Genomic DNA, 12,931 nt, shown 5'->3' with positions numbered 1-12,931 from the left:
GTTCGGCAACGCTCTCGCCTTCGCCGACCTGACCGGCGAGATAGACGGTGTTGCCGTGGATGACTGCGCCGCTCATGCGGGCGCCGACGTCGATACGCTTGATGCTCATGATATTCTCCTGACTGTGAAATGAAGGGCGCGGTCGCAAAGCCGCGCCGGAAGATCAGTTACGAATGTGCTGCGTCTTCTGGTAGATCGCCGTGGAGCGCGCACCGGAGCGGCAATAGCCGAGCATTGGACGCGGAAATTCGTCGAGTGCGTCGACCATGCCCTGCACCGCTTCCTCCGTCACACCCATCGGCCCCACGGGCACCTGCGCGATCTCAAGACCCAGTTCCTTGGCGCGGGCTGCGATCACCGAAAATGGCGTCTGGTCCGGGCTTTCCTGGTCCGGGCGATGGCAGACGATCGACTTGAAGCCCATCGCCTTGATCTGATCGAGATCCTCCAGCGTGATCTGGCCGGATACCGAATATTCGTCGTCGATCTGGCGGATGTCCATCGCGCGTTTCTCCTCAAAATGAATGGCAGAAGCTCTACGACGCAAGACCGGAAGCGTCAACAAAACAGTTCGCTCAAACGAACGCGAAGCGAAGCGCATAACTCCGGCTTTCGCCTGGCTTCAGCATGTTGAACTCGCCGCCCGCCTGAAGCTCCTCACGCGAAACCCAGCGATGCGAAACCGGTTCGATGCCGAGCACGTCCGCCGGCGCCTTCTGGTTCCGCCAGACCTGCAGATAGGGCAACGTGTCTGTGCGGAAGCGCACGCGCAGCGTCTTGCCGCCGACAGCCGCCATCGGGCCAAGTCGGACCTCCGCTAAGCCGCCTTCGCTGGCCGCTGCCTCGACACAGAAGATGCCGCCAAGCTCTTCGCCGAAGGTCCACGGGAAACCGCCGCCTTCGAGCATCTCGCCTTCCAGCCGTGTACCTGGGTCGAACCATTTGCCCCCGGTATTCATGTGGTACATCAGGAAGGTCGGGACCGTCCGGCTGCTGGTGTTGACGATCTTGTCGTCCAGCGACACTTCGCCCGTCGTTCCATCAATGCGCCACAACCTTTCGATCCGCTGCGCCAATCCTTCGACGGTGACGATATCGATGTCGGCGCGGCATTCGGCGTGACCGTTCTCGAACTTGGTCCAGAGAACCCTGGCCGGATGGCCGGAAGCCGACCCATGCAACGGATAGATCTTGCCGTCCGTCCGGCCAGGGATCGGCTCGCGATGGCGGATGTGATCCGGACCACAGGTGAAGAGAAAGCCTTCGAGCGAGTGGTCGATCCGCGGATCGCCGTCGTCCGGAATAGCGCGCTTCGGCGCGATATCGACGCCTTCGACGATGCATCCGCCGATATCCATCACGGATGTCTCATCAAGCATCAGGCGCGGCCCCTTGGCGGCGGCGAATTCGATCATCGCGACTCCTCCTTATCTTTGAGATGCCGTAGCGTTAGGATCCGCACACCTGTTCGTCAATTGTGGAAAACATGCCCCCAGCGCAACCAGCGCTTCGCGATGGAACCCGCTTACAAAACCAAGCGTTTAGCCGCGGGTAACAATCACAGTTTTTTTCATCTTTTGTTTAGTACGAATTCATAATTTCCACATTAGCGTCAAAATTTGCGGGTGTGTGTCGGCACAGCCACTGGTCGAGGTGAAAGACGTGAATCGCTTTGTAAAATCGGGTTTGTCCCTTGCTGCTGCCGTGCTTGCGTTAACCGCTGTCGCACCCGTTGCGGATGCGCAGCAGTTTGGCCGCCGCGAGCGCGGTGTCGTCATGGTAACCCCGGACGGCGCCATCATTGATTACGTGCCGCCCGGCGCTGACGTCTATTATACACGCGATCGCAACGGCAACCGCGTCTTGGTCGATAGATATGGCAACGTCGTCGCGACCGAAATGCAGGCCCGCAACTATTATCCGCGGCCGCCTGTCCGCGAAACCTATGGCGACGACCCCTACTATGCCGAGGACAGCGAGGGCGGCCGCTACAGGGAGCGCGGCGCGGTTACCGGCGCCATTCCCCGGGATGCGGAGATCCAGCGCGAACCACTTGACGATCAGCCCTATCCGGGCACCGAGGGCCGGGGCTATCCGCCGAACGAGAACTATGCGTCGATCGAACCGGATCAGCAGTTCCCGAACGAGGCGCAGCCGGCACCGCCCTCAGAGCCCGTTATCACGCTGAAGGGTAAATCGAAGCCGGAGATCGTCGCCATTCAGGTCTTCCTCGATCGCGCCGGCGTTTCCCCGGGTGTCATCGACGGCCACATGGGCTCGAACGTCACCAAGGCGATCTACGCCTACGAGCAGATGACGGGTGAAAAGCTGGACCCGAACAATACCGACGCGATTCTCGAGGAACTTCGTCTGTCAGGCGGACTGCCCATCGTGAGCTACACGATCACGCCCGCGGACGCGGCAGGCCCCTATGTCGCTCAGATTCCGGAAGACTATTCGCAGAAGGCGCTTCTGCCTTCGATGGGCTACACATCGACGACGGAAATGCTCGCCGAGCGTTTCCATATGGATGAAGCCTTCCTCAAGGAAATGAACCCCGGCGCCGACTTCACCGTTCCGGGCACGGTCATCAAGGTCGTCAATCCCGGCCAGAACAAGGCAGCCACCGTCGCCAGAATCCTCGCGGACAAGGCCAAGAAGCAGGTCTTCGCCTATGACGATGCAGGCAAGCTCGTTGCCGCTTATCCCGCCTCGATCGGCTCCACCGACACCCCCTCGCCTTCCGGCCTTGTCAACGTCGAACGCGTCGCGCTGAACCCGGGCTACACCTACAACCCGAGGATCAACTTTCAGCAGGGCGCAAACGACAAGATCCTGAATATTCCGCCCGGCCCGAACGGTCCGGTCGGAACGGTCTGGATCGCGCTTTCGAAGCCGACATACGGCATTCACGGCACGCCCGAACCTTCGAAGATCGGCCGCACGCAGAGCCACGGCTGCATCCGCCTGACGAACTGGGATGCAACGGAACTCGCCAAAATGGTGAAGCCGGGCGTGACGGTTGAATTCGTCGATTAAGCCGACAAGTCCAAGCGCACGTAGGAACCAACAGCTAGCCGCAAGGACCTGGCCGTTGTCAGGATTTTCGCGACAGCGCCGCCAGCAAGTCGGCCAGTTGATTGGCGCGGACATCATCCAGCTTCGTGCCTAGATGGCGTTGCAGCGCCGAGGCATAGACCGTCCACATGCGCGCTTGCATGGCGTGCCCTGCCTCGGTCACGGTAACCCACCGGCCCCGGCCGTCCTCGCGGAACAGCTCGCGCTGAACAAGCCCTTCCTTCTCCATCCTGTCGATAAGCCGTGAAAGATTGTGTTGCGCGAGCAGCGTGCGCTCCTCGATCTCGTAGGGGCGCAACTTGCCGTCCTCAGCGCGCGTCAGCTCCAGCAGAACGTCATACCAGCCGAGCGGTGGCAAGGCCGCCGCCTTCAAGTCCTGCTCGATCGCCGTCAACAGCAGCCGTTGAGCACGCATAAGACGGATCCATGCACGTGTGATGGACGGCGAAGGCTGATTGGTTGTGAGGTTTGAACAATCCGACATAGATGCATTTACATCTATATTGACCCACAAAGCAAGCCGCAATATAGATGCAATTACATCTATAGCGACGGAGCCTTCGCATTCGATCCGTTGATTCCAGCAAAATAGGAGCTTCATCATGTCCGACGCCAAGCTGACCCTGATCAGCCATCATCTCTGCCCCTACGTCCAGCGCGCGGCCATTGCGCTGATCGAGAAAGGCGTTCCGTTCGAGCGCAGGTATATCGATCTCGCCGCAAAGCCCGATTGGTTCCTCGCCATTTCCCCTCTCGGCAAGGTGCCGTTGCTGGTCGTGCGACAGGTGGATGGAACGGAGGCGGTGTTGTTCGAAAGCGCCGTCATCTGCGAATATCTCGAAGAGACCCAATCCGGCATCCCGCTCCATCCGGCCGATCCGCTCGCGCGGGCGCAACATCGCGGCTGGATCGAGTTCGGTTCGTCCATCCTCTCGGACCTGTGGGGATTTGAGACCGCAAAGGATCCGGCGACCTATGAGGCAAAGCGCTTGGCGCTGATCGAAAAGTTCAGGCGCATCGAGGATGAGTTGGGTGCCGGGCCCTTCTTCGCCGGTCCTGCATTCAGCCTCGTCGATGCGGTATTTGCGCCGATTTTCCGCTATTTCGACGTGTTCGACGCGATTGCGCCGAACGGCGTGTTCGATAACCTTGCGCATGTGACGGCCTGGCGAAAGACGCTGGCCAGCCGGGAAAGTGTGACGCAGGCAGTAACTGAGGACTATGCCGATCGCCTCGAGGTCTTCCTCAAGAACCATGACGCGTGGCTTCTGAGACAGGCCGCCTGAGACGCTGACTTTTGTAGCCTCACAAATGCAGAGCACTATCCGGTGAGTTGAGGTCGCATCGCCCCGCTTAAGCGACCGCGCCTCAGTGCAACGTCCAGATCAAGCCGCGTCGCGCATTAGCAGGCCGGCAAGGCGTGCCGCTGCCGGAAGCCTGACGGGCACCTTGCGCATGATTTCTTCGACAAAACAGAGCGCATTCTCGCGCGCTCTGTCGAGGTTGGAGACGCGCGCCGGGTCCATGCTGTGCAGCGTACCGCCGCAATCGAAAATATCGCGGAATGCCGAGCGCTCTATGATGGCCGTATCGAGGACCGGAACATTCCGTTGGCTGAGCAGCGATTTGACGAGCTGCAGCGCACGCGTGGTCACCATCGAGTTGACACGGGTCAGAACCACCGAATGAGCGATCTTGATACCCGCCTTCTCATTGAGATACTGCAGCAGTTCCAGCACCTGCGCGCCACCGCGCGCATCCATGGCGCAGCCCTGGATCGGGATCAACACATGGTCGGAAAGACCGACAGCGGTGGCCAGCAGCGGATTGCGTGCGCCGGGCAGATCGACGACGAAGTAGTCGATGGTTTCGCTATTCTCGCTGATGTGAAGTGGAAGCGAGGCGGAGGTCACGAAATCGATGACCTCAAGGTTCGGCACATCGCCGGAAATCTCGTGCCAGCGCGTGATCCAGTGCTGCGGATCTGCATCGAGGATGGCGACCCGATAACCTTTGCGGGCAAGCTCGGTCGCCAGCAAAAGAACAGCCGTGGTCTTGCCGGCGCCGCCCTTGGTGTTTGCAAATGTGATCACTGCCATGTTCGATCCTCAAAGTCGCGAGCGACATCGCTCTCTTGCGCACTTTCGGACTCAGCGTGCGTTAATCCATCCTTTCGAATCATGGTTAACAAAATTTAAACAACGGCGGCGAAATTGCGGTCGGATTTCTCATATTGCTGAAAACTGGAACGACGAAAAAACAAAAAAACCCCGGAAAGCTGGGCTTTCCAGGGCCGATTTGAATGCTCCGGCTTACATCAAAAGGAGCCGGGTGAAATCAGTGTCGATCAGGCGTATTGCCGGCTACTTCGCGAGCGGGCTGCATGTTCCGACATCTGCCGGCCTCGGATGGCCAGCCTGCAGATCAGCCAACTGTGGAAGCGTCGAGTCGGGCCTCCCCAGCGAGGATTCGAAGACGGCACGATTGAGCGTGACTATCCGTCCACTCTTCGAGAAGCTGACCATATCCTTTTCCCCGACATAAGCCAAGCTTGCCCGGATACGGCAGAAGAACTGCTCGTTACCCTTCGAAACCACCCAGCCGAGACCTCCAAACTTTCCCGGTCCAAGCACGCTAACGGAATAGCCCTGTTCTGCAAGGCTTGGAAAGGACTCAGCGCTTGCCGCGGCCGGCAGTGCCAAGCTCATGAATGCTGCGGCTGCAAACAAACAGCGAGATGAACGATGCATAGATTCCTCCCATTATGCATTTACTCCTCCACCCTCTTTTTTAGGTTTAATAAAGATATTTTGCAATCATTACGATGAAGGTGCGACGACGTATCCCCTTGCGGAACGCCGCCGGCGTGTTTTAGAAGCACTCCGCGAAAAGCGCCTTGGTATTTTCGAGCGTCATCGGCACAGGATTGCCGCCCGCGCTCGGATCCTCGATCGCCATTGCGGACAATTCGGCGATTCGGTCTGGTTTGATTCCCATAGCCGAGAGGCTTTCCGGTACGCCGAGTCCGGCGCGAAGCTGCAACACATAGTCGTAGAAGCCGTCGAAGCCGCCGGAAATGCCGAGATAGGCTGCGGCGCGCGCGATCTTGTCTTCGATGGCCTTGCGGTTGAACCGGAGCACGGCAGGCATGACGACCGCATTGGTCATGCCGTGATGCGTGTTGTAGACGGCGCCGATCGGGTGCGACAGCGCATGGATCGCTCCGAGCCCCTTCTGGAAGGCGACGGCGCCCATGGCAGCTGCCGCCATCATGTTGGCGCGGGCTTCGAGGTCCGTTCCCTCTTTGTAGGCGCGCGGCAGGAATTCCTTGACGAGACGCATGCCTTCCAGCGCGATGCCGGCCGACATTGGGTGGTAGAAGGGCGAGGAATAGGCTTCGAGGCAATGTGCGAAGGCATCCATGCCGGTACCCGCGGTGATGATCTTCGGCATGCCGACCGTCAGTTCCGGATCGGAGATAACCACGCCCGGCAGGAACTTCGGGTGGAAGATGATCTTCTTCACATGCGTTTCTGAATTGGTGATGACGCTGGCGCGGCCGACTTCCGAGCCGGTGCCCGCCGTCGTCGGCACGGCAACGATCGGCGCAATGCGTTCGACGCTCGCGCGCGTCCACCAGTCGCCGATGTCCTCGAAGTCCCAGACCGGGCGCGTCTGCCCGGCCATGAAGGCCACGCATTTGCCGAGGTCGAGACCGGACCCGCCGCCGAAGGCAACCACGCCGTCATGGCCGCCATCCTTGAAGGCCTTAACGCCGGCATCGAGATTCTTGTCGTTCGGATTCGGATCGACGTCGGCGAAGATCGCGCGGCCGAGGCCGGCGTCTTCAAGGATATCAAGCGCGTTCCTGGTGATGGCCATCGAAGCCAGGCCGCGATCGGTGATCAAGAGTGGCTTCTTCATGCCGAGGCTCTTGCAGGCGTCCGCCAATTCCTTTATGCGGCCGCGGCCGAGCTTGACGGCGGTCGGATAGCTCCAGTTGGCTGTGATGTTGCTGCTCATGCTGTGACTTTCTTGAGGTGGAAGGATTTCGGACGCGTCAAATTGTGGAAGCCGATGATCGAGAGCGAGCCGCCGCGGCCGGTTTCCTTGACGCCCGTCCAGCAAAGCGCGGGATCCAGATAGTCGGCGCGGTTCATGAAGACGGTGCCGGTTTCGATCTCGCGGCCAAGCCGCCCTGCCCGCTCCGGATCCCTCGTCCAAAGCGAAGCCGTCAGCCCGTACTGGCTGTCGTTCATCAGCGCCAGCGCTTCCTCGTCGCTCTTCACCTTCATGATGCCGACAGCCGGGCCGAAGGTCTCCTCGCGCATGAACGACATGGAATGATCAACATTGACGAGGACCTGCGGGGCGAGATAGGCGCCACCATCGTCCTGCGGGAAGAGCTTCGGATCGACCAGCGCCTTGGCGCCCTTGGAAACGGCATCGGCGATCTGCTCGCGCACGACCTTGGCGAAACGCTTGTTCGCCATCGGCCCAAGCGAGGTTTCCGGATCGAGCGGGTTACCGAGCTTGTAGTTCGACACCCAGGCGACCGATTTTTCGACGAACGCGTCATAGAGCGACTCGTGCACGTAGATGCGCTCGATGCCGCAGCAGCACTGGCCGGAATTGTAGGTCGCGCCGTCCATCAGCGTGTCGACGGCGGCATCGAGGTCGGCGTCTTCCATGACGTAGCCTGGATCCTTGCCGCCGAGTTCGAGACCGAGGCCCGTAAAGGTACCGGCCGCAGCCCGCTCCATCGAGCGGCCGCCTTCGACCGAACCGGTGAAGTTGACGAAGTTGAAGCTGCCGGCGGCAATCAGTGCCGAGGTCGTCTCGTGATCGAGGAAGACGTTCTGGAAGACATCATCTGGCACGCCCGCCTCGACAAAGGCCTGCACCAGCCGTTCGCCGACGAGCAGCGTCTGCGAGGCATGCTTCAGGACGACTGCGTTGCCGGCCATCAGCGCCGGCGCGATCGTGTTGATCGCCGTCATGTAGGGGTAGTTCCAGGGCGCCACGACGAACACGACGCCATGCGCTTCGCGCTCGATGCGGCGCTCGAACTTGTCGCTTTCCTCGACAACGAGCGGCGCAAGCGCATCGGCCGCGATTGAGGCCACATAGTTGGAGCGTTCGTTGAAGCCGCGATATTCGCCGCCGTACTTGACCGGGCGGCCCATCTGCCAAGCGAGTTCCGGCACGACGACGTCGGACATTTCATTGAGCCGCGCAACACCCTTGAGCACCAGTTGGACGCGCTCTTCGAGCGGCCGTTTTGCCCAGGCCTTCTGCGCCTTGCGGGCGCGGGCGACGGCCTCCTTGGCCGCCTCCAGCGAAAGCGCCTGGCGTTCTGCGTAAACCGATCCATCGACCGGTGATATGCATTGGATCATTGTCATTCAATCTCACTCCGATTTTTAACAGGCCAGGGTTTTCACGTGGCCCGCGGCGCCATAGGCGAGGATAGCTCTGTCGCGAGTAATGATGGTCAGGTCGTGCTCGCGTGCGGTGGCAATTAGGATGCGATCAATCGGGTCTTTGTGAATAGGCTGCGGCAGCGCGCAGGAAGCAATAAAGACATCGGCCGTAACAGGTTGTTCGCCCACCTGCGCTTCATGCCTGAAATCGTCGTACCAGCGTTTCGCTTCCCGAGTCTCACGAATTCGGCGCCGCATTAATAGCATTGCCATCTCCCACGCCGTCACTGCGGAAACGAAGACCGGAACGCTGCGGGCTCTGCAATCGGAGAGCGCCGCGACGGCACTCAACGCCAAAGCCTCGTTTTGAGTTATCCAGATCACCGCACAAGTATCCAGAAGGTATGGACTACTCATTGTAGAGCTTTTCGCCCCATTCTTCGTCCCAATCCATCGGCGCTGTCAGGTCAACACCCGGCATGACCGTGATCGTTCCTTTCATGCATCCAAATGCCGGATGCAGTTCGATCAGTGTGCCGTCCGGAGCTTCCATCCAGCGCTTGCCGTCCTTGTGGATGATATCGGCCTCCGTGAACATGTCCACGGGAGGTTCGAGAGCTGACCGGCGGAGATCCTGCACATAAGCCTCCTGCTTCTTCTCCGCAAAGCCAGTCTGCTTGCCACGCCTATGCATGGCAACCTCCGCGACATCCACTCCCAGGAACTGCGCAATCTTGTCTTGTTCTTCAGCCGATACATTGCGAACGCCATTCAGCAGTCGCGACACAGCAGACTTATCAAGCCCCAAAAACGCAGCTAAGGCGCTTGCTGACCGACCCTTTTCACGAAGTTTGAGCCGGAACCATTCCGTGTTAATGGGAAATTTCTTCTCCATAGTCACAACACCTCGCAACTAAACCATCGCAACGCTCTCATCGTGTTGCAATAATGTCAACGTCACGCTCTCTCGAAACCGCGCGCCACTTCCCAGTCCGTCACGCGCCGGTCGTATTCTTCCTGCTCCCATTCGGCGGCGCGGGTATAGTGATCGATCACGTCGTCGCCGAAGGCGCTGCGCAGCATCTCCGACTTCGTCATGGCGACCGTTGCCGCGCGAAGCGTGCGCGGAATCTCGCGGACCTCGCGTGCGCCGTACGCATCTCCCACGAAGGGCGCTTCAAGTTCAAGCTTGTTTTCGATGCCGTCGATGCCGGCGGCAAGCAGTGCGGCAAAGGCGAGATAGGGGTTGAGATCGGAGCCGCCGACGCGGCACTCGATGCGGATCGCCTTCGTATCGTCGCCGCAGAGACGATAGCCCGCCGTACGGTTATCCTTGCTCCAGATGGCTTTGGTCGGCGCGAAGGTGCCGGCCATGAAGCGCTTGTAGGAGTTGATGTACGGCGCCAGGAAATAGGTGATTTCGCTGGCATGAGCCAGAAGACCGGCGACATAGTTCTGCATCAGCGGCGACATGCCGTACTTGCCCTTCTCGTCAAAGAAAAGCGGCGTCTTGCCGTCAGCGCTCCACAGCGACTGATGGACATGCGAAGAGCTACCGGCGGACGTGTAGCTCCACTTGGCGAGGAAGGTGATCGCCTTGCCCTTCGACCAGGCAATCTCCTTGCAGCCGTTCTTGATGATGGCGTGCCGGTCGGCCATGGTCAGGGCGTCAGCGTAACGGACGTTGATTTCTTCCTGCCCTGCCGAAGCCTCGCCCTTGGAATTTTCGACCGGAATGCCGGCCCCCTGCAGGCCGGTGCGGATCGCCCGCATCACATCCTCTTCCTTCGTGGTCTGGAAGATGTGGTAGTCTTCATTGTAGGGGCTGGCGAGCTTCAGATTGCGATAGGCCGAAGCATGGGCCGATTCATAGGTCTGGTCGAACAGGAAGAATTCGAGTTCGGAGGCCATGAAGGCCTTCATGCCCATGGCCTCGAGGCGCTTGACCTGCTTCTTCAGGATCGCGCGCGGCGAATGCGGCACCTCCTCGTGCGTGTGATGGTCGAGCACGTCGCAGAGCACCAGCGCCGTCCCCTCCAGCCACGGAATGCAGCGAAGCGTGGCAAGGTCCGGCTTCATGGTATAGTCGCCATAGCCTTTTTCCCAGCTCGTCGCCTTGTAGCCGGAGACGGTTTCCATCTCCATGTCGGTCGCCTGCAGATAGTTGCAGCTATGCGTTTCCTTCCAGGCGCTTTCGATGAAGTATTCCGCCTGGAAGCGCTTGCCCATCAGCCGGCCCTGCATATCCACCTGGCACGCGATAACCGTGTCGATGCGCCCATCGGCTACATCCTGCTTGAGATCGTCGAGAGTATAGCTGCTCATAATTTATCCGCCTGAACCTTGAATTGCGCTCGGAACAACGAAACGCCATGCCCGGGCATGGCGGCCGGAAAAACTTCTTCGTTGAACTATCGGCGGGGCTGCTTGGACTGCAGCCCCGCCGGTTGAGAGGGAAGCCTCAGTTTTTTACACCTCGCCGACAGCCTTCTCAGCGGCGGCGATTTCAGCCTGGCGGCGTGCCACTTCCTCGCCGATCGGCGGGCCCTTGAAACGGCGGCTCTCGAACCCGAACCAGATGATGGCGGTCAGAACGAGGAAGCCGACGGTGATGTAAAGCGCCCAATCATTCGGCGGCTGGATTCCGAGAACGAAAATCAGCACCATTGCGATGATCGAGAGCACGGCAAAGAGCTTGAACATCCCCTCGCCGAGGTTCCACGGACCCATCTTGTCCCACTTCGACGTGCCCCAGGCGAACAGGCCGAGCGTGATCGGGATCGCGAAGGAGAAGAAGAGGAAGATGACGGTGCACGACACGACGATCGTGTAAACCGGCGTTTCGCCGATCGAGACGAGCGACGAACCCCAAACGAACAGAACCGCAAGGATTGAGCCCGTCCAGATCGCCGCGACGGGCGTGCGGTGTTTTGGGCTGACCCTCGACAACGCCCTGGATGCCGGCAGACCGCCGTCACGCGAGAAGGCGAAGATCATCCGCGATACGGAGGTCACCGTCGCTAGGCCGCACAACCACTGGCTGACCAGGATTGCGAGGTAAAGGAGGTCCTTGACCAATGGGTTGACCTGACTGTCCATCGCCCAGAAGAACACGTTCCAGCCCTGCTTGGCGGCTTCGTCCATGCTGGGCAGCATCAGAACGAATGCGCAAAGCATGATGTAGCCGAAGAGCGCCGACCACAGAACCGAGGAGACCATGCCGCGCGGAACGGAATGGGCAGCCTTGACGGTTTCTTCCGACGTGTGAGCCGATGCGTCATAGCCGGTGATCGTGTAGATCGGCAGCAGCAGACCGAGCAGGAAGACCCAGAGGCCGGAGGTGGCGGGCCAGACATTGCCGCCCGCTTCACCCGAATAGTTGGCGAAGGTGAAGAGACGGCCGAACTCGTAGGACGGAGCCGCCAACAGGCAAACCGCCGCAAGCACGATCGCGGTCGCGAAGATGAGGTAGCCCGAAAAGTCCGTCAGCTTGGCGGTCAAGCCAATGCCCATGTGGTTCACCAGCGCCTGCGCACCGGTAATGATGACCAGGAAGACGATACGAACGAAGGTCGTGTCCGCCAGGCCGAAATAAGGCGTGCCGAAGGAACCCATGAAGAAATAATAGGTACCGACGTTAATGGCGCCGAGAACGGTCACGAGACCGAGCAGGTTGAACCATGCGGTCACCCAGCCGGTGAAGCGGTTGCCGAGGATGGAACCCCAATGATAAAGACCGCCCGCGGTTGGATAGGCGGAGCCGATCTGCGCCATCGCAACGGCGAAGACGAGCGAGATGAAGCAGCCGAGCGGCCAGCCGATGCCGATCGCGGCGCCGCCCGCCCCGGCAGTCGCCTGCGCGAGCGAGTTGATGCCGCCCGAAAGAATGCAGATGATCGAGAAGGAAACGGCGAAGTTCGAGAATGCACTCATCCGCCTTTCCAGTTCCTGGGCATAGCCCATGGAATGCAGGACGCTCATATCCTGCTTTTTATCAAGTTCGGTATAATCCGACATGACTTCCCCCTGTTTTAGCGATCAGCCGCGGGATTGCGGTTGATCAATGCCAAGTTGCCCGCGGCGTGTTCGCCACGTGCAAATCGCAGTTAGACTGCTCCCTGGGGTCTTCTCTTTATATTCAGGCTTCCAGACTTTGCTGAAGCAGCCCTGTCAGATAGTCGGCCATGACCCCTTGGCCGGCATCGTCACTGATGAGATCGTTGCGGATCTCGATCATTACATTACGAAGCCCGTTGGAAAGCCCGTGCAGGATCAGCGTGTGCGTCACGCCGTCCTGAGGGCCATACGGCTCGTTTCTTTCGGTTCTGTAGAGCGGCGCGTCGGCTGCAGTTGCCAGCATCCGCTCTGCCAGGCGGTCATCGGCATCGTGCAGGATACCAAGCTCGACTGCACGTTCCTTGCCATTATAG

14 protein-coding genes and 1 pseudogene are annotated in these 12,931 nt (G+C 59.9%); 2 read left to right on the top strand and 13 right to left on the bottom strand.

Annotation, left to right across the window (positions count from 1 at the left end; genetic code table 11):
- The 3 genes and pseudogenes from ACPYOI_RS31455 to ACPYOI_RS31445 form a co-directional block, all read right to left on the bottom strand.
- Positions 1-109 (bottom strand): annotated as a pseudogene (locus ACPYOI_RS31455) (RidA family protein); the annotation flags it as partial.
- A gap of 54 nt (positions 110-163) precedes the next feature.
- Complete coding sequence (locus ACPYOI_RS31450) at positions 164-502, bottom strand: protein tyrosine phosphatase family protein (protein ID WP_481414807.1); 339 nt, start codon at positions 500-502, stop codon at positions 164-166.
- A gap of 73 nt (positions 503-575) precedes the next feature.
- Positions 576-1,415: a DUF4432 family protein gene (locus ACPYOI_RS31445; protein WP_481414809.1), complete on the bottom strand. Its 840-nt coding sequence runs from the start codon at positions 1,413-1,415 to the stop codon at positions 576-578.
- 247 nt (positions 1,416-1,662) lie between these two features.
- Here ACPYOI_RS31445 and ACPYOI_RS31440 point away from each other — a divergent pair, with 247 nt between their 5' ends.
- On the top strand, positions 1,663-3,039 hold the full coding sequence (locus ACPYOI_RS31440) for a L,D-transpeptidase (RefSeq protein ID WP_481414810.1): 1,377 nt from the start codon (positions 1,663-1,665) through the stop codon (positions 3,037-3,039).
- 58 nt (positions 3,040-3,097) lie between these two features.
- Here ACPYOI_RS31440 and ACPYOI_RS31435 read toward each other — a convergent pair whose 3' ends face one another.
- Positions 3,098-3,562: a MarR family winged helix-turn-helix transcriptional regulator gene (locus ACPYOI_RS31435; protein ID WP_481414841.1), complete on the bottom strand. Its 465-nt coding sequence runs from the start codon at positions 3,560-3,562 to the stop codon at positions 3,098-3,100.
- Between the two features lie 118 nt (positions 3,563-3,680).
- Here ACPYOI_RS31435 and ACPYOI_RS31430 point away from each other — a divergent pair, with 118 nt between their 5' ends.
- Positions 3,681-4,364 carry a glutathione S-transferase family protein gene (locus ACPYOI_RS31430; protein WP_481414811.1) on the top strand — a complete coding sequence of 228 codons (684 nt, stop codon included), beginning with the start codon at positions 3,681-3,683 and terminating at the stop codon, positions 4,362-4,364.
- 99 nt (positions 4,365-4,463) lie between these two features.
- Here the strand turns inward: ACPYOI_RS31430 and ACPYOI_RS31425 are convergent, their stop codons facing one another.
- From ACPYOI_RS31425 to ACPYOI_RS31385, 9 genes are all read right to left on the bottom strand, one after another.
- Positions 4,464-5,177 (bottom strand): AAA family ATPase, encoded by a 714-nt coding sequence (locus tag ACPYOI_RS31425; protein WP_481414812.1) that lies wholly within the window; start codon positions 5,175-5,177, stop codon positions 4,464-4,466.
- A 264-nt stretch (positions 5,178-5,441) separates the two neighbouring features.
- Positions 5,442-5,786: a hypothetical protein gene (locus tag ACPYOI_RS31420; protein ID WP_481423844.1), complete on the bottom strand. Its 345-nt coding sequence runs from the start codon at positions 5,784-5,786 to the stop codon at positions 5,442-5,444.
- A 163-nt stretch (positions 5,787-5,949) separates the two neighbouring features.
- Positions 5,950-7,101 (bottom strand): iron-containing alcohol dehydrogenase, encoded by a 1,152-nt coding sequence (locus tag ACPYOI_RS31415; protein ID WP_481414813.1) that lies wholly within the window; start codon positions 7,099-7,101, stop codon positions 5,950-5,952.
- A complete protein-coding gene (locus ACPYOI_RS31410) occupies positions 7,098-8,483 on the bottom strand; it encodes an aldehyde dehydrogenase family protein (protein ID WP_481414814.1) in 1,386 nt (461 codons plus the stop codon). Before ACPYOI_RS31410 ends, ACPYOI_RS31415 begins: the two co-directional genes overlap by 4 nt.
- A gap of 18 nt (positions 8,484-8,501) precedes the next feature.
- Positions 8,502-8,918 (bottom strand): type II toxin-antitoxin system VapC family toxin, encoded by a 417-nt coding sequence (locus ACPYOI_RS31405; protein WP_481414815.1) that lies wholly within the window; start codon positions 8,916-8,918, stop codon positions 8,502-8,504.
- Positions 8,911-9,396 carry a helix-turn-helix domain-containing protein gene (locus ACPYOI_RS31400; RefSeq protein WP_481414816.1) on the bottom strand — a complete coding sequence of 162 codons (486 nt, stop codon included), beginning with the start codon at positions 9,394-9,396 and terminating at the stop codon, positions 8,911-8,913. Before ACPYOI_RS31400 ends, ACPYOI_RS31405 begins: the two co-directional genes overlap by 8 nt.
- 62 nt (positions 9,397-9,458) lie before the next feature.
- A complete protein-coding gene (locus ACPYOI_RS31395) occupies positions 9,459-10,826 on the bottom strand; it encodes a glutamine synthetase family protein (protein ID WP_481414817.1) in 1,368 nt (455 codons plus the stop codon).
- 144 nt (positions 10,827-10,970) lie between these two features.
- Entirely contained in the window at positions 10,971-12,518 is a 1,548-nt protein-coding gene (locus tag ACPYOI_RS31390; protein WP_481414818.1) for an amino acid permease, read from the bottom strand.
- A gap of 121 nt (positions 12,519-12,639) precedes the next feature.
- Positions 12,640-12,931: N-formylglutamate amidohydrolase (locus ACPYOI_RS31385; RefSeq protein WP_481423843.1), on the bottom strand; the 292-nt coding region annotated here is incomplete at its 5' end.

The sequence above is a fragment of the Rhizobium sp. SVR5-2C genome, from assembly GCF_056755115.1.
Note: the sequence above shows the minus strand (reverse complement) of the source record. Positions and strands in the feature narration are given on the sequence as shown.

Bases quoted from the DNA above. Each gene is read 5' to 3' on its own strand.
- ACPYOI_RS31410 (WP_481414814.1), bottom strand. From the start codon at position 8,483: ATGACAATGATCCAATGCATATCACCGGTCGATGGATCGGTTTACGCA.
- ACPYOI_RS31395 (WP_481414817.1), bottom strand. From the start codon at position 10,826: ATGAGCAGCTATACTCTCGACGATCTCAAGCAGGATGTAGCCGATGGG.
- ACPYOI_RS31435 (WP_481414841.1), bottom strand. From the start codon at position 3,562: ATGTCGGATTGTTCAAACCTCACAACCAATCAGCCTTCGCCGTCCATC.
- ACPYOI_RS31400 (WP_481414816.1), bottom strand. From the start codon at position 9,396: ATGGAGAAGAAATTTCCCATTAACACGGAATGGTTCCGGCTCAAACTT.
- ACPYOI_RS31415 (WP_481414813.1), bottom strand. From the start codon at position 7,101: ATGAGCAGCAACATCACAGCCAACTGGAGCTATCCGACCGCCGTCAAG.
- ACPYOI_RS31450 (WP_481414807.1), bottom strand. From the start codon at position 502: ATGGACATCCGCCAGATCGACGACGAATATTCGGTATCCGGCCAGATC.
- ACPYOI_RS31430 (WP_481414811.1), top strand. From the start codon at position 3,681: ATGTCCGACGCCAAGCTGACCCTGATCAGCCATCATCTCTGCCCCTAC.
- ACPYOI_RS31445 (WP_481414809.1), bottom strand. From the start codon at position 1,415: ATGATCGAATTCGCCGCCGCCAAGGGGCCGCGCCTGATGCTTGATGAG.
- ACPYOI_RS31405 (WP_481414815.1), bottom strand. From the start codon at position 8,918: ATGAGTAGTCCATACCTTCTGGATACTTGTGCGGTGATCTGGATAACT.
- ACPYOI_RS31425 (WP_481414812.1), bottom strand. From the start codon at position 5,177: ATGGCAGTGATCACATTTGCAAACACCAAGGGCGGCGCCGGCAAGACC.
- ACPYOI_RS31390 (WP_481414818.1), bottom strand. From the start codon at position 12,518: ATGTCGGATTATACCGAACTTGATAAAAAGCAGGATATGAGCGTCCTG.
- ACPYOI_RS31420 (WP_481423844.1), bottom strand. From the start codon at position 5,786: ATGAGCTTGGCACTGCCGGCCGCGGCAAGCGCTGAGTCCTTTCCAAGC.